The organism is Mesorhizobium sp. WSM3879 (assembly GCF_002294915.1).
In the GTDB taxonomy this organism is placed as follows: domain Bacteria; phylum Pseudomonadota; class Alphaproteobacteria; order Rhizobiales; family Rhizobiaceae; genus Mesorhizobium.
On the sequence record NZ_NSFZ01000004.1, the window covers coordinates 359,677 to 380,555 of the forward strand.

25 protein-coding genes are annotated in these 20,879 nt (G+C 63.3%); 11 read left to right on the forward strand and 14 right to left on the reverse strand.

The window, feature by feature from the left end; genetic code table 11:
* Positions 1-174: 174 nt before the first annotated feature.
* Positions 175-1,587 carry a circularly permuted type 2 ATP-grasp protein gene (locus tag CK218_RS11705; protein ID WP_066992507.1) on the reverse strand — a complete coding sequence of 471 codons (1,413 nt, stop codon included), beginning with the start codon at positions 1,585-1,587 and terminating at the stop codon, positions 175-177.
* A 168-nt stretch (positions 1,588-1,755) separates the two neighbouring features.
* The gene (locus tag CK218_RS11710; RefSeq protein ID WP_066992504.1) at positions 1,756-1,992 is read right to left on the reverse strand and encodes an Lrp/AsnC ligand binding domain-containing protein; all 237 of its coding nucleotides are present in this window, start codon (positions 1,990-1,992) and stop codon (positions 1,756-1,758) included.
* Positions 1,993-2,270: 278 nt separating this feature from the next.
* On the opposite strand from CK218_RS11710, the gene CK218_RS11715 reads away from it, so the two are divergent.
* Entirely contained in the window at positions 2,271-2,690 is a 420-nt protein-coding gene (locus CK218_RS11715; RefSeq protein WP_066992501.1) for a DUF4864 domain-containing protein, read from the forward strand.
* A 6-nt stretch (positions 2,691-2,696) separates the two neighbouring features.
* Here CK218_RS11715 and tgt read toward each other — a convergent pair whose 3' ends face one another.
* From tgt to coaD, 7 genes are all read right to left on the reverse strand, one after another.
* A complete protein-coding gene (gene tgt, locus CK218_RS11720) occupies positions 2,697-3,827 on the reverse strand; it encodes a tRNA guanosine(34) transglycosylase Tgt (protein WP_095780555.1) in 1,131 nt (376 codons plus the stop codon).
* Positions 3,820-4,089 (reverse strand): hypothetical protein, encoded by a 270-nt coding sequence (locus tag CK218_RS11725; RefSeq protein ID WP_095780556.1) that lies wholly within the window; start codon positions 4,087-4,089, stop codon positions 3,820-3,822. Before CK218_RS11725 ends, tgt begins: the two co-directional genes overlap by 8 nt.
* Complete coding sequence (queA, locus tag CK218_RS11730; protein ID WP_095827796.1) at positions 4,079-5,167, reverse strand: tRNA preQ1(34) S-adenosylmethionine ribosyltransferase-isomerase QueA; 1,089 nt, start codon at positions 5,165-5,167, stop codon at positions 4,079-4,081. The genes CK218_RS11725 and queA overlap by 11 nt, the downstream gene beginning before the upstream one ends.
* The gene (locus CK218_RS11735; protein WP_066992491.1) at positions 5,167-5,616 is read right to left on the reverse strand and encodes a DMT family transporter; all 450 of its coding nucleotides are present in this window, start codon (positions 5,614-5,616) and stop codon (positions 5,167-5,169) included. Before CK218_RS11735 ends, queA begins: the two co-directional genes overlap by 1 nt.
* 11 nt (positions 5,617-5,627) lie before the next feature.
* Positions 5,628-6,140, reverse strand: coding sequence for a peptidylprolyl isomerase (locus tag CK218_RS11740; protein ID WP_095827797.1), 513 nt, complete (start codon positions 6,138-6,140; stop codon positions 5,628-5,630).
* 29 nt (positions 6,141-6,169) lie between these two features.
* On the reverse strand, positions 6,170-6,667 hold the full coding sequence (locus CK218_RS11745; RefSeq protein ID WP_245418596.1) for a peptidylprolyl isomerase: 498 nt from the start codon (positions 6,665-6,667) through the stop codon (positions 6,170-6,172).
* Between the two features lie 167 nt (positions 6,668-6,834).
* The gene (gene coaD / locus CK218_RS11750; protein ID WP_066992481.1) at positions 6,835-7,335 is read right to left on the reverse strand and encodes a pantetheine-phosphate adenylyltransferase; all 501 of its coding nucleotides are present in this window, start codon (positions 7,333-7,335) and stop codon (positions 6,835-6,837) included.
* 193 nt (positions 7,336-7,528) lie between these two features.
* Between coaD and CK218_RS11755 the strand changes: the two genes are divergently transcribed.
* Positions 7,529-7,681: a hypothetical protein gene (locus CK218_RS11755; RefSeq protein WP_082953674.1), complete on the forward strand. Its 153-nt coding sequence runs from the start codon at positions 7,529-7,531 to the stop codon at positions 7,679-7,681.
* A 49-nt stretch (positions 7,682-7,730) separates the two neighbouring features.
* Here CK218_RS11755 and gyrA read toward each other — a convergent pair whose 3' ends face one another.
* Positions 7,731-10,526 carry a DNA gyrase subunit A gene (gene gyrA / locus CK218_RS11760; RefSeq protein WP_066992478.1) on the reverse strand — a complete coding sequence of 932 codons (2,796 nt, stop codon included), beginning with the start codon at positions 10,524-10,526 and terminating at the stop codon, positions 7,731-7,733.
* A 187-nt stretch (positions 10,527-10,713) separates the two neighbouring features.
* Positions 10,714-11,550 carry an AraC family transcriptional regulator gene (locus CK218_RS11765; RefSeq protein WP_095780562.1) on the reverse strand — a complete coding sequence of 279 codons (837 nt, stop codon included), beginning with the start codon at positions 11,548-11,550 and terminating at the stop codon, positions 10,714-10,716.
* Between the two features lie 85 nt (positions 11,551-11,635).
* Between CK218_RS11765 and CK218_RS11770 the strand changes: the two genes are divergently transcribed.
* From CK218_RS11770 to CK218_RS11780, 3 genes are all read left to right on the forward strand, one after another.
* Positions 11,636-12,166, forward strand: coding sequence for a hypothetical protein (locus CK218_RS11770; protein ID WP_095780563.1), 531 nt, complete (start codon positions 11,636-11,638; stop codon positions 12,164-12,166).
* A 32-nt stretch (positions 12,167-12,198) separates the two neighbouring features.
* A complete protein-coding gene (locus CK218_RS11775; protein WP_095780564.1) occupies positions 12,199-12,576 on the forward strand; it encodes a VOC family protein in 378 nt (125 codons plus the stop codon).
* A gap of 91 nt (positions 12,577-12,667) precedes the next feature.
* Complete coding sequence (locus CK218_RS11780) at positions 12,668-13,297, forward strand: MarC family protein (RefSeq protein WP_066992466.1); 630 nt, start codon at positions 12,668-12,670, stop codon at positions 13,295-13,297.
* A 17-nt stretch (positions 13,298-13,314) separates the two neighbouring features.
* On the opposite strand, the gene CK218_RS11785 is transcribed toward CK218_RS11780, so the two are convergent.
* The 3 genes from CK218_RS11785 to CK218_RS11795 all read right to left on the reverse strand — a co-directional run bounded on the left by CK218_RS11785 (position 13,315) and on the right by CK218_RS11795 (position 14,795).
* Positions 13,315-13,740, reverse strand: a complete 426-nt coding sequence (locus CK218_RS11785; protein ID WP_095777762.1) for an OsmC family protein — start codon at positions 13,738-13,740, stop codon at positions 13,315-13,317.
* A 103-nt stretch (positions 13,741-13,843) separates the two neighbouring features.
* Complete coding sequence (locus CK218_RS11790; RefSeq protein WP_095777763.1) at positions 13,844-14,242, reverse strand: DUF2306 domain-containing protein; 399 nt, start codon at positions 14,240-14,242, stop codon at positions 13,844-13,846.
* Between the two features lie 34 nt (positions 14,243-14,276).
* On the reverse strand, positions 14,277-14,795 hold the full coding sequence (locus CK218_RS11795; protein ID WP_067319755.1) for a single-stranded DNA-binding protein: 519 nt from the start codon (positions 14,793-14,795) through the stop codon (positions 14,277-14,279).
* A gap of 195 nt (positions 14,796-14,990) precedes the next feature.
* Between CK218_RS11795 and CK218_RS11800 the strand changes: the two genes are divergently transcribed.
* The 6 genes from CK218_RS11800 (at position 14,991) to uvrA (ending at position 20,859) form a co-directional block, all read left to right on the forward strand.
* A complete protein-coding gene (locus CK218_RS11800) occupies positions 14,991-15,365 on the forward strand; it encodes a cupin domain-containing protein (protein WP_245434988.1) in 375 nt (124 codons plus the stop codon).
* Positions 15,366-15,409: 44 nt separating this feature from the next.
* The gene (locus CK218_RS11805) at positions 15,410-15,724 is read left to right on the forward strand and encodes a metalloregulator ArsR/SmtB family transcription factor (protein WP_067319753.1); all 315 of its coding nucleotides are present in this window, start codon (positions 15,410-15,412) and stop codon (positions 15,722-15,724) included.
* On the forward strand, positions 15,721-16,212 hold the full coding sequence (locus CK218_RS11810) for an SRPBCC domain-containing protein (protein WP_095827798.1): 492 nt from the start codon (positions 15,721-15,723) through the stop codon (positions 16,210-16,212). Before CK218_RS11805 ends, CK218_RS11810 begins: the two co-directional genes overlap by 4 nt.
* 23 nt (positions 16,213-16,235) lie before the next feature.
* On the forward strand, positions 16,236-16,841 hold the full coding sequence (locus CK218_RS11815; RefSeq protein ID WP_095780566.1) for an ATP-dependent Clp protease proteolytic subunit: 606 nt from the start codon (positions 16,236-16,238) through the stop codon (positions 16,839-16,841).
* An 81-nt stretch (positions 16,842-16,922) separates the two neighbouring features.
* The gene (locus CK218_RS11820) at positions 16,923-17,189 is read left to right on the forward strand and encodes a hypothetical protein (RefSeq protein ID WP_245434991.1); all 267 of its coding nucleotides are present in this window, start codon (positions 16,923-16,925) and stop codon (positions 17,187-17,189) included.
* Positions 17,190-17,937: 748 nt separating this feature from the next.
* Positions 17,938-20,859: an excinuclease ABC subunit UvrA gene (uvrA, locus tag CK218_RS11825; protein WP_095827800.1), complete on the forward strand. Its 2,922-nt coding sequence runs from the start codon at positions 17,938-17,940 to the stop codon at positions 20,857-20,859.
* The last annotated feature ends 20 nt before the right edge of the window (positions 20,860-20,879 follow it).

Sequence of the window (20,879 nt, forward strand, 5' to 3'; positions counted from 1 at the left end):
GAGTAGCAAAAAAAAGATTTCATGATCTCTGTTGAAGGCTCCTGATCATCGATCGCAGCATTTTTCCGATTTCGTCAGTTTGGCCACCTTCCAAACAATTAGGTCTCTGTAAGAATTGATTGCGCCGGATCCCCCTCTTTCCCTATTCGCTATTCGCTACTCTCTATTCGCTCTTTAATCATCCAACACCCACGTATCCTTCGTCCCACCGCCTTGCGAGGAGTTGACCACAAGCGACCCCTCCTTGAGCGCGACGCGAGTCAGGCCGCCCGGGACAATCTGGATACGATCCGAAACCAGCACATAAGGCCTAAGATCGACATGGCGCGGCGACAGCCCCTTCTCGGTCAGGATCGGGCATGTCGACAGCGCGAGCGTCGGCTGGGCGATGTAGTTGCCGGGTTTGGCCTGCAACTTCTTGGCGAACGCCTCGCATTCCTTCTTGGTCGCCGCGGGGCCGACCAGCATGCCGTAGCCGCCGGAGCCGTGCACTTCCTTGATGACAAGCTCGCCGATGTGCTCCAGCACATATTTCAGGCTGTCGGGCTCCGAGCAGCGCCAGGTCGGGATGTTGCCGAGGATCGCCTTGCGGCCTGTGTAGAACTCGACGATCTCGGGCATGTAGGAATAGATCGCCTTGTCGTCGGCAATGCCGGTGCCCGGCGCGTTAGCGATGGTGATGTTGCCGGCCCGATAGACATCCATTATGCCCGGCACGCCGAGCGCGGAATCCGGCCGGAAGGTCAGCGGATCGAGGAAGGCGTCGTCCACGCGCCGGTAAAGCACGTCGATCTGCTTGTAGCCTTCGGTGGTGCGCATCGTGACATGGCCGTCGACCACGCGCAGATCCTGTCCTTCGACCAGTTGCACGCCCATCTGGTCGGCGAGGAAGGCGTGCTCGAAATAGGCGGAGTTGTAGCTGCCCGGCGTCAGCACCGCGATGGTCGGCGCGCCCTTTGCGCTCTGCGGCCGCACCGCCGCCAGCGACTGGCGCAGCAGTTGCGGATAGTTCTCCACCGGCCGCACCTTGATCTGCTGGAACAGCTCCGGGAAGAGCTGCATCATCGTCTCGCGGTTCTCCAGCATGTAGGAGACGCCCGACGGCGTGCGGGCATTGTCCTCGAGCACGTAGAATTCATTCTCGCTGATGCGCACGATGTCGACGCCGATGATGTGGGTGTAGACGCCGGCCGGCGGTCTCACACCGATCATCTCCGGCAGGAACGCTTCATTCTTCGCCACCAGTTCTTTGGGAACGCGCCCGGCGCGCAGGATTTCCTGGCGGTGGTAGATATCGTCGAGAAAGGCGTTGAGCGCCTGCACGCGCTGCTCGATGCCCTGCGTCAGCCGGCGCCATTCCTGGCCGGAAATGATGCGCGGGACGATGTCGAAGGGGATCAGCCGTTCGGAAGCTTCCTGCTCGCCATAGACGGCGAAGGTAATGCCGGTCTTGCGGAAGACGCGTTCGGCGTCCTCCATTTTCTGGGTGAGCCTGGCCGGGTCCTGTTCCTTCAGCCAGCGATCATAAGCCTGGTATGGTCTTCTCAATCCGGAGACTTCCGGAAGCATTTCGTCGAACGCTGCCAATCGCGTACTCCCCTCTGAAGCCATTTCACTGGCCCGGCTGGAGAAAATCAAGCGCAATCGGTGATTTGGGCGGCGCTGGCGGCCGCCCTATGCAAAATGCCTACGATTAGGGCAGCGGGAGCGACGCCGGGTCAGTTCATGCCCGGTGAGCGGGCATCAAACGGCAAATCAGAACGCCCGGAAAGTGACGATGGTGAAGGTGTCCTTGATTCCAGGCAGGATCTGCACCCGTTCATTGATGAAGTGGCCGATGTCTTCCTCGTCGTCGACATAGAATTTTGCGAGCAGGTCGTAATTGCCGGCGGTCGAATAGATTTCGGAGGCGATCTCGGCATCGGCGAGCGCGCTGGCGACCTCATAGGCTTTGCCCAGATCGCACTTTATCTGCACGAAAAATGCCTTCATTTCCCGGTCCTGCCAGTCTTCGCGAATGAGCGGCCCTTGTGGCAGACTGGCGACGGGCTTTCAAGCATCAGGCTGCACGCGCCTTGGCGGCCGCTTGCCGCAACTCCGCCATCGGCATGCCACACTGGCCCGGGGACGCCACCAAGGACAGTTCGGGAACACCTCAGGTCAGGTCCTAGCGGAGGCATCCATGCATTCAAGAAATCTGCGAAACGGTGAAACCACGGCACGCCGGCCAGCGTATGATAGTTGTTCCACGCGAATTCTGGAGACAGGCCATGCGCCGCGTATTGTTCGCACTCGCTCTCGTTCCGATGGTTCTTGCATCCATGGCCTTCGCCGGTGACGCCGAGATCAAAGCGGCGCAAACAGTCATCGACAGCCAGCTCAAGGCCTTTCTCGCCGATGACGGCGCCACCGCCTACAGCTTCGCCGCGCCAAATGTGAAGCGGATCTTCCCGACCGTCGACACCTTCATGAACATGGTGACCAACGGCTATGCGCCGGTGCGCAGGCCGCAGAACTATTCCTTCGGCAAGGTGGAGCAGACCGGGCCGGCCTCGATCGTCCAGCAGGTGCTGATCGTCGGGCCCGACGGCAAGGACTATGAGGCGGTGTACACGCTCGAACAGCAGCCCGACGGCAGCTTTAAGATCACCGGCTGCAGCCTGCGCGCCGCGACTTCGGTGAGCACATAAAAGCGTTCATAGCGCCGGCAGATCGCCCCTCGCCCAGCATTCCGAAATCTCGGCAGCGCGCGTCTCGAAGGCTTTTGCCTCGATCGCGGCGCGGATGTCCTGCATCAGCTTCTGGTAGTAGGACAGGTTATTCCAGGTGAGCAGCATTGCGCCGAGCGACTCCTGCGAGCGCACGAGATGATGGAGATAGGCGCGCGAATAGTCGCGCGCGGCCGGGCAGTCGCTTTCCTCGTCCAGCGGACGCGGATCGTCGGCATGGCGGGCGTTGCGCAGGTTGATCTTGCCGCGGCGCGTATAGGCCAGACCATGGCGGCCGGCGCGCGTCGGCATCACGCAGTCGAACATGTCGATGCCGCATGCCACGGATTTCAAGATGTCGTCCGGGGTGCCGACACCCATCAGGTAGCGCGGCCTGTCGGCCGGCAGTTCCGGGCAGGTTATGTCCAGCATCTCCAGCATCACCGCCTGCGGCTCGCCGACCGCCAGCCCACCGACGGCATAGCCTTTGAGGTCCATCGCCGCCAGCGCCTGCGCCGAACGCACGCGCATCACAGCACTGTCGCCGCCCTGCACGATGCCGAACATCGCCTTGCCCGGCTGATCGCCGAACGCCGCCTTGCAGCGTTCGGCCCAGCGCAGCGACAGTTCCATGGCGCGCTCGATTTCCTTCGGCTTGGCGGGAAGCGCCGTACACTCGTCGAGCTGCATCTGGATATCGGAATCGAGCAGCCCCTGGATTTCGATTGACCGCTCCGGCGACATCTCGTAGCGCGCACCGTCGATATGCGAGCGGAAGGTGACGCCCGTTTCGCTAAGCTTCCTCAGCTTCGACAACGACATTACCTGGAAGCCGCCGCTATCGGTCAGGATCGGGTGCGGCCAGCGCGCGAATTCATGCAGGCCGCCGAGCTTCGCCACACGCTCGGCGCCTGGCCTGAGCATCAAATGATAGGTGTTGCCGAGGATGATGTCGGCGCCGACGCCGCGCACCTGATCCATATACATCGCCTTGACGGTGCCGCCGGTGCCGACCGGCATGAAGGCCGGCGTCCGGATCTCGCCGCGCGGCATGCTGATGAGGCCGCGCCGCGCATTACCGTCGGTGGCGAGCAGCTTGAAAGAGAAAGTCTCAGCCATCGAATTCCTTGTCGTGCACCGGGGCGCCGGGTGCCTGCTCGTCGAGCGACTGCCGGTAGCGGATGCAGCCGCGCATGAATTTCGGCCACGGCGGCACGGCGATCGCCGGCTCGGTCTTCTCCGGCAGCAGGTCCCAGAGGTCGGGATGATGCCAGCAGAGATCATGGCCGGTCGCATCGCGATGCGCGCGGATACCGGCGCGCAGCTTTGTCACTTCCGCGATGAGCGCCTCGCGGTCCATTCTCTCTAGATCATCGTCCATCGCTCGTCTCCGCTCGGTAAAGCAGGCTGGAGTCCCCGTAGGAGTAGAACCTGTAGCGGCTCTCGATGGCATGCGCATAGGCCGAACGCATCGCGTCCAGTCCGCTGAAGGCCGAGACCAGCATGAACAGCGTCGAGCGCGGCAGGTGGAAATTGGTCATCAGCATGTCAGCTGTCTTGAAGCGGTAGCCGGGGGTGATGAAGATATCGGTCGGCCCGGACCAGGCCTCGATCCTGCCGTCCTCACGCGCGGCACTTTCCAGAAGGCGCAGCGAGGTCGTGCCGACGGCGACAATCCGCCCTCCCCGCGCCCTTGCACCGTTGAGCGCGTCTGCCGTCTCTTGGCTCACCAAACCCGTTTCCGCGTGCATCTTATGGTCGGCGGTGTCGTCGGCCTTAACCGGCAAAAAAGTGCCGGCGCCGACATGCAGCGTGACGAAACGCCGCTCGATGCCCTTGGCTTCGAGCGCTGCAAACAACTCCGGCGTGAAATGCAGGCCGGCGGTGGGGGCCGCGACCGCGCCCTCTTCCCTGGCATAGATGGTCTGGTAGTCGCTGCGGTCGCGCTCGTCGTCATCTCGCTTCGAGGCGATGTATGGCGGCAATGGGATATGGCCCACGGCGTGCATTGCCTCGTCGAGAAAGACGCCCGAGAGGTCGAAGCCGAGCAACACCTCGCCCGCCTCGCCCTTCTCGATCACCGTCGCGTCGAGCTGGCCGAGGAAGCAGGAGTTCTGGTCGTGGCCGAAATGGATGCGGTCGCCGACGGCGATGCGCTTGCCGGGCCGCATGAAGGCCCGCCAGCGGTCCGGCGCGAGCCGCATATGCAGCGTGGCCTCGACCTGCGCCATCGCTTCGCCGCGCTTGCGGATGCCTTTCAGCTGGGCCGGAATGACCTTGGTATCGTTGAATACCAGCACGTCGCCTTCTCTCAGCAGCGACGGCAGATCGCTGACGGTGCGGTCGCGCAGCGTTTCGCCCGGTTTGACCACCAATAGCTTGGCGCTGTCGCGCGGCTCCGCCGGGCGCAGCGCAATGCGCTCCTCCGGCAGGTCGAAGTCGAAAAGATCGACGCGCATCAGTAGAGCCGGATGAGCAGCGCTCCAACGAGCAGCAGCACGGCGCCGGCCACGCGGCCAAGCGAGACCTCGCGCACGGCAACACCAAGGAAGCCGGCCCGGTCGACCAGCATGCCGGCGATCAGTTGGCCGGCGACCAGGAAGGCCATCAGCGCCGCCGCGCCGATGCGCGGCGTAAGAATGGTGGAGAGCGTGACGTAGAATCCGCCGAGCATGCCGCCGGCGACGAACAGCCAGGGTGCCGGCGCCTTCCAGTCGAGCGAGAGGCCCTGCAGCTTCACCACGGCGATCGCGATGATACCGAGAACGACGGCGCCCGACAGGAACGAGAAAGCGGCGGCCGCGACCGGAAGGCCGAGACCGCGCGCCAATTGCGAGTTGATCGGCGCCTGGATGGCGATGAAGGCGCCGGACAGGATGCCGAGCAGGGACCAGACTGCGCCCATCATCGTACTATGCCTTACTTGACGTCGGCCGCGACCTTCAGCGACACGATCTTGTCGGGATCCTGCACCGGCTCGCCGCGCTTGATCTTGTCGACATTCTCCATGCCTTCGATGACCTGGCCCCAGACCGTGTACTGGCGATTGAGGAAGGAGGCATCGTCAAAGCAGATGAAGAACTGCGAGTTCGCCGAGTTCGGGTTCTGCGCCCGCGCCATCGAGCAGGTGCCGCGGCCGTGATTGGCGTTGGAGAATTCGGCCTTGAGGTCCGACTTGTCGGAGCCGCCCATGCCAGCGCGCGACGGGGCGAAGGTCGGCTTCGAGGAGTTGCCGAACTTGACGTCGCCGGTCTGCGCCATGAAGCCGTCGATGACACGGTGGAACACCACGCCGTCATAGGCGCCCTCGCGCGCCAATTCCTTGATGCGCGCGACATGACCGGGCGCAAGGTCCGGATACATTTCGATGACGACCTCGCCCTTGGTCGTTTCCATGATGAGCGCGTTCTCGCGGTCCTTGATCTCAGCCATGTCAGAAAATCCTTTTGAAAATCGAGCAGTTACTTGTTGTCGGCAGCGATGCGAACTTTGATCATGCGGTCCGGGTCCTTGACCGTGCCGTTGTCCGCCTCATCGCCCTTCTTGATCTTGTCCACCAGATCCATGCCGCTCTCCACCTTGCCGACAATGGTGTACTGCCCGTCGAGGTTCGGCGCCGGCGCGAACATGATGAAGAACTGGGAATTGGCCGAGTTCGGGTCCTGCGAGCGGGCCATGCCGACCACGCCGCGGGTGAATTGCTCGGTCTGCGAGAACTCGGCAGGCAGATCGGGAAGGTCGGATCCGCCCGTGCCGACAGCCTCGGGATTGAAACCCTTCTTCATGTTGCCGAACTTGACGTCGCCGGTCTGGGCCATGAAGCCGTCGATGACGCGGTGGAAGGCGACATTGTCATAGGCGCCCTCGCGCACCAGCTTCTTGATCTGCGCCACATGCTTCGGCGCCAGATCGGGACGCAGCGCGACGGTCACGTCACCGTCCTTCAGCGTGATGATCATGGTGTTTTCCTTGTCGGCGGCCGAGGCCGGCAAGGACGCCGCCAAAACGCCGGCAAGCACGACAAGCAACGAAGCGAGCTTTTTCAGCTGCATGAGGTTCTCCGAAAGTCTTTGTTTGGGTGCATGTCGTTGCCCCAAAACCGGGATTCACCTTTGGGCGACATGCACTATTTCGCGAATTTGGCAGTGAGGGCGCCTACGACGGCCGCCGGCACGAACGGGCGGATGTCGCCGCCCATCGACGCAATCTGGCGGACAAGTGTGGCGGTAATGGTGCGCACAGACGGGCTGGCCGGCAGGAAAACCGTCTGCAGCTCCGGCGCCATGGTCTCGTTCATGCCCGCCATCTGCATCTCATAGTCGAGATCGGTGCCGTCGCGCAGGCCGCGGATGATGATCGAGGCGCCATGCTTCCTGGCGGCGTCGATGACCAGCCCATCGAAGGAGACGACCTCGATGCGATCGCTGTCGCGGCCGAATTCCGCCTTGGTCGCGGCCTCGATCAGCTTCACGCGTTCCTCGAAGGAAAACAGCGGCGTCTTGCCGGGATGAATGCCGATTGCAGCGTAGACGGTGTCGGCCACGGCAAGCGAAGCCTTCAACACGTCGAGGTGACCATTGGTCAGCGGGTCGAAGGAGCCGGCGTAAAGGGCGGTGCGTTCGGTCATGGCAGGCTTCTAGCGAGCCTCTCCGACAAAGGCAAATCCCATTGCTGCACCCGGTCGTGAACCTTTTCACGGACGTCAACGACAGACGAATGCGACAATCACGAACGCTTCACGCAGCATTCACCAGCTTGCCGCTTCAGGAGATGAAACCAAAGCACCATCTTTATCGTTGTGATCGCAGGAGAACACGCAAATGCTGATCTACATGCTTGCCACTGCAATGACCATTGTGATGCTGATCGCCACCGCATTCGGGTTGCACCAGGAAGCGGCACGGGTGCGCATCAAGACCAACACCAAGCGGCTCGATGGCTTCGTAGGCCGCAACCTGTACCATCGCCGCTGACTTCCAGCCATGATCGCACCGGCCCGGGGGCCGGTGGCGCGCAGTAAGGCTATTCGGGATTTCCCTCGCCCGGATCTTCTGCAGTGTCGGCTTCACCCGAAGGCGCTTCCTCGGCTTCCTCGTCCGACTGCGGCTCCGAAATCCGCTCGACCGACACCACCTTCTCACCCTCGGCGGTGTTGAAGATGGTCACGCCCTTGGTGGCGCGGCTGGCGAAGCGGATGCCATCGACCGGGACCCGGATGACGGTGCCGCCATCCGATACCAGCATGATCTGATCGTCGTTGCCGACCGGGAAGGTCGCGACCAGCCGGCCGATCTCGGCCACTTTCGAGACATCCGTGGCGCGGATGCCCTTGCCGCCGCGACCCGTCAGGCGGAAATCATAGGACGAGGAACGCTTGCCGTAGCCGTATTCGGTCACCGTCAGCACAAGCTGCTCGTGCATCTTGAGGAATTCGTAGCGCTCGTCGGAAAGCTCGGCTTCCTCGCCGATCTCCTCATTGGTCAGCGCGATCTCTTCCTCCTCGGCCGCACCGCCGGCGGCAAGCCGACGCTCGGATGCCGCACGCTTGAGATAGGCCGCGCGCTCAGCCGGTGAAGCATCGACATGTTCGATCACCGACATCGAGATCACGCGGTCGGTTTCGGCCATGGCGATGCCGCGCACGCCGACGGAATTGCGGCTCTGGAAGACGCGCACATCGGAGACCGAGAAGCGGATGCACTGGCCGGAATTCGCCGTCAGCAGCACGTCGTCATTGTCCGTGCAGGTCTCGACGCCGAGGATTTCGTCGCCTTCTTCCTCCAGCTTCATGGCGATCTTGCCGTTGCGGTTGACCTGGACGAAGTCGGACAGCTTGTTGCGTCGCACGGTGCCGCGCGTGGTTGCGAACATCACGTCGAGCTCGCCCCAGCTCGTCTCGTCCTCCGGCAGCGGCATGATGGTGGTGATGCGCTCGCCCTGCTCGAGCGGCAGCATGTTGATCAGCGCCTTGCCGCGCGACTGTGGGTTGCCGACCGGCAGGCGCCAGACCTTTTCCTTGTAGACGATGCCGCGCGAGGAGAAGAACAGCACCGGCGTATGCGTGTTGGCGACGAATAGCCGGGTGACGAAATCTTCTTCCTTGGTCGACATGCCGGAGCGGCCCTTGCCGCCGCGACGCTGCGCCCGGTAGAGCGACAGCGGCACGCGCTTGATGTAGCCGGAATGGCTGACCGTGACGACCATGTCCTCGCGCTGGATCAGGTCTTCGTCTTCCATGTCCGCCCCGCCCTCGGCGAGTTCCGTGCGGCGCGGCGTGCCGAACTCGTCGCGGACGGCGATCAGCTCATCCTTGACGATCTGCTGGATGCGCGCGCGAGAAGACAAGATGTCAAGGTAATCAAGGATTTCAGCGCCGATCTTGTTCAACTCGTCGGCGATCTCGTCGCGGCCGAGCGCGGTCAGGCGCTGCAGGCGCAGGTCGAGGATGGCGCGGGCCTGCTCCTCGGATAGATTGTAGGTGCCGTCCTCGTTGATGCGGTGGCGCGGATCATCGATCAGCTGGATCAGCGGAGCGACGTCGTGCGATGGCCAGCGCCGTTCCATCAACTGCTCGCGCGCCGTCTGCGGATCTGGCGCGGTGCGGATCAGCTTGATCACCTCATCGATGTTGGCGACGGCGATGGCGAGACCGACCAGCACATGGGCGCGCTCGCGCGCCTTGCGCAGAAGATATTTCGTGCGCCGGCTGATAACCTCCTCGCGGAAGCCGACAAAGGCCTTCAGCATGTCGATCAGCGTCAGCACTTCCGGCTTGCCGCCGTTCAGCGCGACCATATTGGCGCCGAACGAGGTCTGCAGCGGCGTGAAGCGGTAAAGCTGGTTCAAAATGACGTCGGCGACGGCCTCGCGCTTGAGCTCGACGACGACACGGTAGCCCTGGCGGTCGCTCTCGTCGCGGATGTCGGAGATGCCCTCGATGCGCTTTTCGCGCACGAGTTCGGCCATCTTCTCGATCATCGCCGCCTTGTTCACCTGATAGGGAATCTCGGTGATGATGATCGATTCACGGTCGTTGCCGCGCGCCTCGATGTTGACGCGGCCGCGCATGACGATCGAGCCGCGGCCCGTCGAATAGGCATTGTAGATGCCGGAGCGGCCAAGCACGATGCCGCCGGTCGGGAAATCCGGACCGGGCACGATCTCCATCAGCGCAGGCAGGTCGATCGCCGGATTGTCGATGATGGCGATGGCGCCGTTGCAGACTTCGGCCAGATTGTGCGGCGGGATGTTGGTGGCCATGCCGACAGCGATGCCGCCCGAGCCGTTGACGAGCAGGTTCGGGAAGCGGGCCGGCAGCACCTTGGGCTCGGTGGCGGAGGCGTCGTAAGTGTCCTGGAAATCGACGGTTTCCTTGTCAATGTCCTCCAGCAGCTCATGCGCAACCTTGGTCAGCCGGGACTCGGTGTAGCGCATCGCCGCCGGTGGGTCGCCGTCGATCGAGCCGAAATTGCCCTGACCGTCGATCAGGGGCACGCGCAGCGACCAATCCTGGGCCATGCGCACCAGCGCGTCATAGATCGAGGCATCGCCATGCGGATGGTATTTACCCATCACGTCGGCGACCGGGCGCGCCGACTTCACATATTTGCGGTTCCAGTGGTAGCCGCTCTCATGCGAGGCATAGAGGATGCGGCGGTGCACCGGCTTCAGGCCGTCGCGCACGTCGGGCAGCGCCCGACTGACGATCACGCTCATGGCGTAATCGAGATAGGAGCGCTGCATCTCCTCGATGATCGAAATCGGCTCGATGCCGGTGGGGCCGCCCTCCGGCCCGCGCGGTGTCTTCTGGTCGGTCAAATCAGGTCACAATCCAGTCGGGAATCACTCGCCGCTTATATAGGAAGCCGGGCTGAAACTCCAATGGCTACGACACTTTTCCAAAGACAATTTCGGCGGCAATTTCAAATGGATACCGCTGATTGCGACGATATGGCCGAAGCCACACTTTGAGCTCGCAGGCCAAGTCGATCTCGAACGGCCTTGGCTAATGCCCGCGTCCGCCCGCCCGTTTGCAGCGGTAGGCGCCGGGCGCTTCTCCCATCTCGCGCCGGAACCTCCGGTTGAAGGTCGAAAGGTCGTTGAAGCCGGCATCGAAAGCAATTGTCGAGATCGCTTCGTTCGACGCGCACAGCCGCACCGCGGCCCGATGCAGCCTGGTCCTCAACAGGAACTGATAGGGCGTCATGCCGGCGACATGACGGAACGTGCGCAGGAAATGATACGGGCTGGTCGCCGTGCCGTCGGCGAGTTCGGTCAGCGAAAGCGGGCGATCGGCGTTGAGCTCGATCAAACGCACCGCCTCGGCTACGCGTTTCTGGTCGCGGGGGCTGGGTGTCCGGGCAACCTCGGACGAATTGGCCGCAGCCCCGACCACCGCGCAGGCAATGCGCAGACCGAGTTCCTCGAACGCCTCGCCGTCGCCCGTTTGCTGCGCCGCCTCCGCTTGCGCCAGCAACGGCGCCAGCACCGGCAAGGGCGGCAGGCGTGGGTCGGCAAAGCCGAGCCGGCTTGCGCCCGGCACATCGGCGACGACGCGCTCCATATAGGCCGGCGAAAAATGGAAGGAGAGGCAGCGGTCGCCCGCGCCGTGCTCGTGGCCGCACTCGTAGCAGGCGCCCGGATTGCCGAGCAGGATGGCGCCTGGAGCAAGCATTGCCGTGCCCTGGCGCGTCCGGTAGCGGAACGTGCCCCTGGTCACGGCGGCGACGCAGAAACCGCGATGCTGTTCTTCAAACGGGCGGTCGCCGGCGCGAGCCGTGCAGATCACGTCGGATACCTGCCAGCCATGCCCTGAGGCCAGGTTTTTCTCAGTCGTCGCCATCGCCGAAAAATAGCAATTTTTCCCAAGCCCAGAACCCCGCCATGCCCCTATTGCTCCGCCTCTCCTGACAAACGAGGCAGCAACCATGACCGATCCCTTTGCCGAAGCCCTGCACAGCGACGCTCCCAATCCGGATCTCGCCGAAAAGCTGAAACTCTACGGCCGTTTCATCGGCGCCTGGACGTTCGACGCCACGCGCACGCTGGAGGACGGCACCAGGCTAACCGGGCGCGGCGAGGTGCATTTCGGCTGGGTTCTGGAGGGCAAGGCGGTCCAGGACGTCTGGATCCTGCCGGCGCGGAATGCCGGGGTGCAAGCCTCTCTCGGGCCATGGACCTTCTACGGCATGACGTTGCGCGTCTACGACCCCGGTGCGGACGCCTGGCATATCTTCTGGAGCGATCCGCGCAACCAGTATTACAGCCGCCAGCTCGGCCGCGCCGAAGGCGACACGATCGTGCAGATCGGCGCCGACGGCACCGGCTCCTCGGTGCGCTGGAGCTTTTCGCACATCACCGAGAACGCCTTCCGCTGGCTTGGCGAGCGTTCGCATGACGGCGGCAAAACCTGGCGCATGGAGGTCGAGTTCCTGGCGCGGCGCTCGACTCCAGCCTGACCGATCAACCACCTGTAATCATGGAGAAAACGATGCTTGACCATATCTCGATCGGCGTCCGCGACTGCGACGCCTCGAAACGGTTCTACGACGCCGCTTTGGAGCCCCTCGGCTACTCGTGCCTCAGCCAGTCACCCGGCTCGCTCGGCTACGGCGCCAAGACCGTAGAACTCTGGGTCAACGAGGCCGGCCGGCCGGTCCCGGCCGACGCGCACTCCGGCCTGCATTTCTGCTTTGCCGCACCGACACGCGCCGGCGTCGACGCTTTCCATGCGGCGGCCTTGCTTGCGGGTGGCAAGGACAATGGCCGGCCCGGCCTGCGCGCCGCCTATGGCGACAACTACTATGCCGCCTTCGTAATCGACCCCGACGGCTACCGGCTCGAGGCTTATTGCAGCAAAGCTGAATAGCCGGCTGAAATCCTCCCGTCCTGTTCCCACCGCTCCCGCTTTGCTCTACGAATGCAGGGCTTGGGCTTCGCCAGGCGGGAGGGGACCAGCGATGCCGAGCTTCGACACCCTGTTCAACGCCTTCGTCACCATCCTGGTGACCATCGATCCGCCCGGGCTGGCACCGCTCTTCCTCGCCGTCACGCGTGGCATGAACCGGGACGAGCGCCAGCAGGTCTCGGTGCGAGCTTCGGTGATCGGCTTTCTGGTGATGGCGTTGTTCGCCGTAGCCGGCGCGTCGATCCTGTCGGTGTTCGGCATCACGCTGCCGGCCTTCCGCGTCGCCGGCGGCTTCCTGCTTTTCTTCATCGCCTTCGAAATGGTGTTCGAGCGCCGTCAGGACCGCAAGGAGAAGATCGGCGACGTTGCCATCACCAAGGACATGATCCACAACATCGCCGCCTTTCCGCTGGCGATCCCGCTGATCGCCGGTCCCGGCGCGATATCGGCGACAGTGCTGCTGTCAGGACACTTCGAGGGCTTTGCCGCGCAAGCGGCGCTGGTCGGCATCATCGCGATCTGTCTTGTGCTCACCTTTCTGGTGTTCGTGCTGGCGGAGCGCATCGACCGCATCCTCGGCCAGACCGGCCGCTCGATCCTGACGAGGCTGCTCGGCGTCATCCTGGCGGCGCTTGCGGTGCAGTTCGTCGCCGACGGCGTCAGGGCGCTGATGGCTGCCTGAGCAGCATCCCTACTGCCTTATTTCACTGCTGTATCGACCACCTCGAAATCATGCGTGACGGCCGCCGTCTTGGCCATCATGGCGGTGGCCGAGCAGTATTTCTCGATCGACAGGTCGATCGCCCTTTTCACCTTGTCGCGCGACAGCGCGCGACCCTTGACGATGAAATGCATGTGGATGCGGGTGAAGACGCGCGGTTCCGTCTCGGCACGATCCGCGTCCAGCTCGACCACGCAGTCCTCGACCGCCTCGCGACCTTTTTCGAGGATATGGACCACGTCGTAGGCCGAGCAGCCGCCGGTGCCGATCAGCACCAGCTCCATTGGGCTCGGCCCTGGCGTCCGGCCTTCCGGCCCATGCGCCGTGCCCAGCACGACTTTGTGACCGCTGCCGGACTCGCCGACAAAGGTGCGTTCCTCAACCCATTTGACGCGTGCTTTCACGATGATCTTCCTTAAACGCTGCTTTGCAGCGGACTATCGCTGCAACTGTCAACTATAGGCAATTCCGGACGGAAAACCGCGACGCACTTTCGCTGGAAATTGTTTATTGGCCGAATACGACCGTGTGCATGATGCGGCCGGGCAGCAACGTGAAGATGCCGGCGCCGATCAGCGCGAATAGGTAGAGCTTGATCATGGCGCTGCGATGCGCGGCCACTTTATGGGTGTGCGCATACCAGACCGCCAGCGGGGCGGTGACAACCACCAGGATCGACAGGATGTGGATCGGGCTGAACGGCCCGATCAAGCGTATCTGCTGGATCCAGAAGCTCGAGACGGCGACGACCAGCATCAGCGCGGCCCAGGCATAGCCCAAGACGCGGTGGCGTGTCGTGCCTTTCGGCAATGCCAGTTGCGCCCCGCCTATCGCCAGCGCGGCGAAGGCGGCGAACGCGTGCCATGGAATGGGAGGAGGCGCTGTCAGCAACGGTCCGAGCGACATCGCGCCTTCCCCTCAAACGACGATTGCGAGACCTTCAGAACGGAATCTCGTCATCCAGCTCGCGCGACGAACCACCGCCACCGCCCCTGGAACCGCCACCGCCGCCACGGCTGAAGCCTTCGTTCGGGCCCGACTGGCCGAAATCGGAACCCCGGCTGTTGCCGCCGCCGGCATAACTGCCGACTTGACCGCCGCCTTCGCCGCGCGCGTCGAGCATCTGCAGCTCGCCACGGAATTTCTGCAGTACGACCTCGGTCGTGTAGCGATCGTTGCCGGTCTGGTCCTGCCATTTGCGCGTCTGCAGTTGGCCCTCGACATAGACCTTCATGCCCTTCTTCAAATACTGCTCCGCCACCTTGGCGAGCTGGTCGTTGAAGATGACCACATTGTGCCACTCCGTCTTTTCCTTGCGCTCCCCGGAATTCTTGTCGCGCCAGCTTTCCGACGTGGCGATGCGGATGTTGACGACCGGGTCGCCCGAATTCAGGCGGCGGATTTCAGGGTCCGCCCCGAGATTGCCGACCAGAATGACCTTGTTGACGCTACCCGCCATCATACTTCTCCGCGCTCATCCGAAACAAATTTTAAGTCGCTCACCTTACAGCCTGTGGTTCGCCCATGCCCGTGAAGGCTGGCTTTTCCCACAAGGTTTTTGTTCTCTATTCGTTCTAGTCTTGACCGCTGTTTCTGTCAAGGAATGTCAGCAACAGGTAGTATTCCTGGGCAGGAAACAAAGGGGAACATCGGAATGAACATTGTTTCGCATGAGGATCAGCCGCGCGAAACGTGGCGCGCCGGGATCGAAACCCGCATGCATGTTGCCGCCGCCAATGGCGCGGCTGGCCTTTGCATATTCGAGCAGTGGGTCGGACCGGGTTCCGGCGCACCAACGCATGCGCATAAAGTCGAGGAAGTACTGACGGTGATTACCGGCGAAGCCGAAATGTGGGTCGACGACCGACGGGCCGTGCTTGCCGCCGGGCAGTCCCTGATCATTCCCGCGCACCGCAAGCATGGAAACGTGGCTTCCGGCACGCTTCACATTCATGCCGTGCTCGCATCGCCAATCTTCGAGGCAAGCTTCGACGGAGCGGCGGAGCCGGTGAGACGCTGGACGGCCTAAAACGGCGCTTGCCAAACCAATAAGTATCGACTTATGCTTTGCGCATGATCGAAGCAGAGATTTTCCGGGCCCTGGCCGATCCGACACGCCGCGCCGTCTACGAGCGTCTCGCGGCCGGCGAATTGACGGTGTCCGAGCTGCGCGCCGGCGTGAGCGTGTCGCAGCCGGCCGTCTCGCAGCATCTTGCCGTGCTGCGCGGCGCCGGACTGGTGATCGAGCGGCGCGCCGGTCGCAACGCCTATTACCGCGCCGACCCTCAAGGGCTCGATCCCTTGCTCGGCTGGATCGAACGCTACCGCGCCTTCTGGCCGGAGCGCATCGAGCGTTTGAAGCGGGTTCTGAAGGAAATGGACCAATGACGACTACCAAACACCCGGCAGCGGCCAACGCGCCGCTCAGCTTCGAATGCGAGCTTCCCGATCCGCCGGAAAAAGTCTGGCGGGCGCTCACCGAGCCGGAACTGCTCGCCGCCTGGCTGATGCCCAACGACATCAAGCCAGCGATCGGCGAGCGCTTTGCCTTTGCCGGACCAAACGCGCCGATCGAGTGCGAAGTGCTCGAGGCCGAGCCCGGCAAGCTGCTGCGCTATTCCTGGCGCGAGCGACCGGGCGAGGACGCTGCCGACCGGCTACCGGCATTCGACGGTCCCATCTTCGACAGCATTGTCACCTTCACGCTCGCGCGCACGGTTTCCGGCGGCACGCATCTCAGCATCCTCCATGATGGTTTCGCGACGGTCGCGCAACCTGTCGTCGCCGTTTCCAGCGCCGGCTGCGGGATTTCGCTCCACACGCGCAAGAGCCCAGCTGCCGCCAACGCGCCAAGCATGATGCTGCGCGCGGCTTGACCAAAGAACCGAGGAGATCTGCGATGAGCGCCTTTGCCAATCTCGTGCCGATGGTGATCGAGCAGTCGAGCCGCGGCGAACGCGCCTTCGACATTTTCTCGCGGCTGCTCCGCGAACGCATCGTTTTCATCAACGGCGAGATCAATGACGGCGTGTCGGCGCTGGTCTGCGCGCAGCTCCTGTCGCTGGAATCGGACCATCCCGACAAGGAGATATCGATCTACATCAACTCGCCGGGCGGCGTGGTGACCAGCGGCTTCGCCATCTACGACACCATGCAGTACATCTCCTGCCCAGTGTCGACGGTGTGCATGGGCTTTGCCGCCTCGATGGGCTCGTTCCTGTTGATGGCAGGCTCGCCCGGCCGGCGCATCGCGCTGCCCAACACCAGGATCGTGCTGCATCAGCCGCTCGGCGGCTTCCAGGGCCAGGCCTCCGACATCCAGCGCCACGCCGAGGACATCCTGCGCACCAAGCGCCACATGACGGAACTTTACGCCAAGCATTGCGGCCGGAGCTATGACGAGGTCGAGCGCACGCTCGACCGCGACTATTTCATGACCGCCGAGGAAGCGAAGGCCTGGGGCCTCGTCGACCATGTCTACGACACGCGCAAGAAGGCGGCCTGACCGCGCGGCAAATTGATTGCGGCGCGTCTGGCCTCGCCTTCGGCGCGCCTCTATAGTTCGCGCATGATCCGAGCCCGTTCCTTGACGAATCTGGGTTTTGCCGTTGTCGCAGTCGCCGGCGTGCTTGCGGTCGGCACCGCCGCTTTTGCCGACGACAATTCGACACAAAAACTGCCCGGCGTGAGCAGCGACTACCGTATCGCCAAGCCCGCGCCGCAGCCCGAGCCTGACGACTCACTGCCAGCCGGCAGCAACGGCACGTTCAAGATCGGCGACACCGATGTCAGGATTTCGGGCAGCATAACCATCGACATGGCAACGGGTGGCATCAGGCCTCCCAACCACTGAAGCTTACCCCGCATTGCGGACGCCAGCGACGGATCTCCGGCTCGCAAAATGCAAGCCCCGCCACTGCTTCCGCAGGTGGACGGGGCTTTCATGGATCTGAAACCCAATTTTAGCCGGGAGTGGACTGCCGGCGTTCTGTTTCGGATGCAACGCGGCTTTCAGCCGACGATCCGACTATGGTCTCTGATTGTAGGAATCGGCAGGTCACGTTTTTCGGGAGGCGCTCACGCCTACCCTGGCACTATGCCCGCCGCGGCTCCATCGCTTCGTGGAGCCTCAAGGGACTGTCCGGTGGCGTCATGCTCCGCTCCTGGTCCGTTGTGGCAATGTCGTCCGAAGCGCAAATCGCTGAAGCCTGCGGCGTCTCGCAGGCCACCTCTGGGTGACGAGGCCATCGACAGACGGCCGGCTTCGTTGACGCCTTTGAGACTGCCCCCATGGGTCCGAGACGTCAACCGTTGAAGAGCCGGTTACAGAAAAATGTGATCGATCGGAGGTACGTCCAGGTAAGTCGAATGCCTTCGACTGATCGGTCGCGACGGTTTTTGCAGCCGCTGTTTCCACAGCGCTTTGTCAGGAGGGTGTTCGGCCTTTGTTCTTTCCGCTTGCCCGCTCGCGCGAAAGGCGGTTAAACGCTTTGGTCGAGATTGTGGCGTCTCTCGACGCGGCGACGAGATTACCTACATAGGGGATGGCCGGGACAAACCCGCCAATCCAGCAAATTCCAGACCTGAGGCGGCGACCGGCGATGGCCGACCAAAAATATCTTTCCATTCGCGGCGCGCGCGAACACAATCTCAAGAATGTCGATCTCGACCTGCCGCGCGACAGCCTGATCGTCATGACCGGCCTGTCGGGATCCGGCAAGTCGTCGCTTGCCTTCGACACCATCTATGCCGAGGGTCAGCGTCGCTATGTCGAAAGCCTTTCGGCCTATGCCCGCCAGTTCCTGGAAATGATGCAGAAGCCGGACGTCGACCAGATCGACGGCTTGTCTCCCGCCATCTCGATCGAGCAGAAGACGACGTCGCGCAACCCGCGCTCGACAGTCGGCACCGTCACCGAAATCTACGACTATATGCGCCTGCTCTTCGCCCGCGTCGGCATTCCCTATTCGCCGGCCACCGGCCTGCCGATCGAAAGCCAGACGGTCAGCCAGATGGTTGACCGCGTGCTGGCGCTGGACGAGGGCACGCGTCTCTACCTGCTGGCGCCGATCGTGCGCGGCCGCAAGGGCGAATACCGCAAGGAACTTCTGGAGCTGCAGAAGAAGGGGTTCCAGCGCGTCAAGGTCGACGGCGTCTTCTACGAGATCGCCGACGTGCCGGCGCTGGACAAGAAATACAAGCACGACATCGACGTGGTCGTCGACCGCATCGTAGTTCGCGGCGATCTGGCGACGCGGCTTGCGGATTCGATGGAGACGGCGCTGAAGCTGGCCGACGGGCTTGCGGTGGCCGAGTTCGCCGACAAGCCGCTCGACGCCAGCCAGACGGGCGAGGACTCGGTCAACAAGTCGAAGAACGAGACGCATGAGCGCATCATGTTCTCGGAAAAATTCGCCTGCCCGGTGTCCGGCTTCACCATTCCCGAGATCGAGCCCAGGCTGTTCTCCTTCAACAATCCGTTCGGCGCCTGCCCGACCTGCGACGGCCTCGGCAGCCAGCGCGCCATCGACGCCAACCTCATTGTGCCGGACGAGAAGGTCTCGCTGCGCGACGGCGCCATCAGCCCGTGGGCGAAATCGACCTCGCCCTATTACGCGCAGACACTTGAGGCCTTGGGCAAGGCCTATGGCTTCAAGCTCGGCGACAAGTTCAAGGATCTGAGCGCCGAGGCGCAGCAGGCGGTGCTGCACGGCACGGGCGAGCGCGAGATCACCTTCCAGTATGACGACGGCCTGCGCTCCTACAAAACGATCAAGACTTTCGAGGGCGTCATCCCCAACCTCGACCGGCGCTGGAAGGAAACGGAATCGGCCTGGATGCGCGAGGAGATCGAGCGCTTCATGTCGGCCACCCCCTGCCCCGCCTGCAACGGCTACCGGCTGAAGCCGGAAGCGCTCTCGGTCAAGATCGCCGGCAGGCACATCGGCGAGGTCACGGAGCTGTCGATCCGCAAGGCCGACCGGTGGTTCACCGATCTGCCGGCGCAGCTCAACGAGAAGCAGAATGAGATCGCCGTCCGGGTGCTGAAGGAAATCCGCGAGCGCCTGCGTTTCTTGAACGATGTCGGCCTCGACTATCTGACGTTGTCGCGCAATTCCGGCACGCTGTCGGGCGGCGAGAGCCAGCGCATTCGTTTGGCTTCGCAGATCGGCTCCGGCTTGACGGGCGTGCTCTACGTGCTGGACGAGCCGTCTATCGGTCTGCACCAACGCGACAATGCGCGCCTGCTCGATACGCTGAAGCACCTGCGCGACATCGGCAACACGGTGATCGTCGTCGAGCATGACGAGGACGCCATCCTGCATGCCGACTATGTCGTCGATATCGGCCCCGCCGCCGGCATCCATGGCGGTGAGATCATCGCGCAAGGCACGCCGCAGCAGATCATGGCGACGCCCGCCTCGATCACCGGCAAGTATTTGTCGGGCGAGCTCGAGGTCGCGACGCCGGCGGTGCGCCGCGAGGCGAAAAAGAACCGGCGTATCAAGGTCATCGGCGCGCGCGGCAACAATTTGAAGAACGTCACGGCGGAGATCCCGCTCGGCACTTTCACCTGCGTCACCGGCGTCTCCGGCGGCGGCAAGTCGACCTTCCTGATCGAGACGCTGTTCAAGGCGGCCTCACGCCGCATCATGGGCTCGCGCGAGCATCCGGCCGAGCATGATCGCATCGAGGGCCTGGAGTTCCTCGACAAGGTCATCGATATCGACCAGTCGCCGATTGGCCGCACGCCGCGCTCCAACCCCGCCACTTATACCGGCGCCTTCACGCCGATCCGCGATTGGTTCGCCGGTCTGCCGGAGGCCAAGGCCCGCGGCTATCAGCCGGGCCGTTTCTCCTTCAACGTCAAGGGCGGCCGCTGCGAGGCCTGTCAGGGCGACGGCGTCATCAAGATCGAGATGCACTTCCTGCCCGACGTCTACGTCACCTGCGACGTCTGCCATGGCAAGCGCTACAACCGCGAGACGCTGGACGTGCTGTTCAAGGGCAAGTCGATCGCCGACGTGCTCGACATGACGGTCGAGGAAGGCGTCGAGTTCTTCTCGGCGGTGCCCGGCGTGCGCGACAAGCTCGATACGCTGAAGCAGGTCGGGCTCGGCTACATCCATATCGGCCAGCAGGCCACGACGCTGTCCGGCGGCGAGGCGCAGCGCATCAAGCTGGCCAAGGAACTGTCGCGCAAGGCGACCGGTAAGACGCTCTACATCCTCGACGAGCCGACCACCGGCCTGCATTTCCACGACGTCGCCAAGCTGCTCGAAGTGCTGCATGAGCTGGTCGACCAGGGCAACACGGTGGTGGTGATCGAGCACAATCTCGAAGTCATCAAGACAGCCGACTGGGTGCTCGACCTCGGCCCCGAGGGCGGCGACGGTGGCGGCGAGCTGGTCGCCTCCGGCACCCCGGAAGCGATCGTGCGCGAAAAGCGCAGCTACACCGGCCAGTTCCTGAAGGAGCTTCTGGAGCGGCGCCCCGGGGGCAAGCGCGAAGCGGCCGAGTGAGCGAGTGGGTCGGCAAGCGT

What these genes read in the sequence shown, in the direction of transcription:
- CK218_RS11780 (WP_066992466.1), top strand. Translation starts at nt 12,668, where the DNA reads ATGCCGAGCTTCGACACCCTGTTCAACGCCTTCGTCACCATCCTGGTG.
- CK218_RS11790 (WP_095777763.1), bottom strand. Translation starts at nt 14,242, where the DNA reads ATGTCGCTCGGACCGTTGCTGACAGCGCCTCCTCCCATTCCATGGCAC.
- CK218_RS11745 (WP_245418596.1), bottom strand. Translation starts at nt 6,667, where the DNA reads ATGATCATCACGCTGAAGGACGGTGACGTGACCGTCGCGCTGCGTCCC.
- CK218_RS11770 (WP_095780563.1), top strand. Translation starts at nt 11,636, where the DNA reads ATGACCGATCCCTTTGCCGAAGCCCTGCACAGCGACGCTCCCAATCCG.
- CK218_RS11710 (WP_066992504.1), bottom strand. Translation starts at nt 1,992, where the DNA reads ATGAAGGCATTTTTCGTGCAGATAAAGTGCGATCTGGGCAAAGCCTAT.
- CK218_RS11815 (WP_095780566.1), top strand. Translation starts at nt 16,236, where the DNA reads ATGAGCGCCTTTGCCAATCTCGTGCCGATGGTGATCGAGCAGTCGAGC.
- CK218_RS11740 (WP_095827797.1), bottom strand. Translation starts at nt 6,140, where the DNA reads ATGGCTGAGATCAAGGACCGCGAGAACGCGCTCATCATGGAAACGACC.
- CK218_RS11800 (WP_245434988.1), top strand. Translation starts at nt 14,991, where the DNA reads ATGAACATTGTTTCGCATGAGGATCAGCCGCGCGAAACGTGGCGCGCC.
- CK218_RS11725 (WP_095780556.1), bottom strand. Translation starts at nt 4,089, where the DNA reads ATGGACGATGATCTAGAGAGAATGGACCGCGAGGCGCTCATCGCGGAA.
- queA (WP_095827796.1), bottom strand. Translation starts at nt 5,167, where the DNA reads ATGCGCGTCGATCTTTTCGACTTCGACCTGCCGGAGGAGCGCATTGCG.
- CK218_RS11715 (WP_066992501.1), top strand. Translation starts at nt 2,271, where the DNA reads ATGCGCCGCGTATTGTTCGCACTCGCTCTCGTTCCGATGGTTCTTGCA.
- tgt (WP_095780555.1), bottom strand. Translation starts at nt 3,827, where the DNA reads ATGGCTGAGACTTTCTCTTTCAAGCTGCTCGCCACCGACGGTAATGCG.
- CK218_RS11735 (WP_066992491.1), bottom strand. Translation starts at nt 5,616, where the DNA reads ATGATGGGCGCAGTCTGGTCCCTGCTCGGCATCCTGTCCGGCGCCTTC.
- CK218_RS11805 (WP_067319753.1), top strand. Translation starts at nt 15,410, where the DNA reads ATGATCGAAGCAGAGATTTTCCGGGCCCTGGCCGATCCGACACGCCGC.
- uvrA (WP_095827800.1), top strand. Translation starts at nt 17,938, where the DNA reads ATGGCCGACCAAAAATATCTTTCCATTCGCGGCGCGCGCGAACACAAT.
- CK218_RS11755 (WP_082953674.1), top strand. Translation starts at nt 7,529, where the DNA reads ATGCTGATCTACATGCTTGCCACTGCAATGACCATTGTGATGCTGATC.
- CK218_RS11795 (WP_067319755.1), bottom strand. Translation starts at nt 14,795, where the DNA reads ATGGCGGGTAGCGTCAACAAGGTCATTCTGGTCGGCAATCTCGGGGCG.
- CK218_RS11775 (WP_095780564.1), top strand. Translation starts at nt 12,199, where the DNA reads ATGCTTGACCATATCTCGATCGGCGTCCGCGACTGCGACGCCTCGAAA.
- CK218_RS11810 (WP_095827798.1), top strand. Translation starts at nt 15,721, where the DNA reads ATGACGACTACCAAACACCCGGCAGCGGCCAACGCGCCGCTCAGCTTC.
- coaD (WP_066992481.1), bottom strand. Translation starts at nt 7,335, where the DNA reads ATGACCGAACGCACCGCCCTTTACGCCGGCTCCTTCGACCCGCTGACC.
- CK218_RS11765 (WP_095780562.1), bottom strand. Translation starts at nt 11,550, where the DNA reads ATGGCGACGACTGAGAAAAACCTGGCCTCAGGGCATGGCTGGCAGGTA.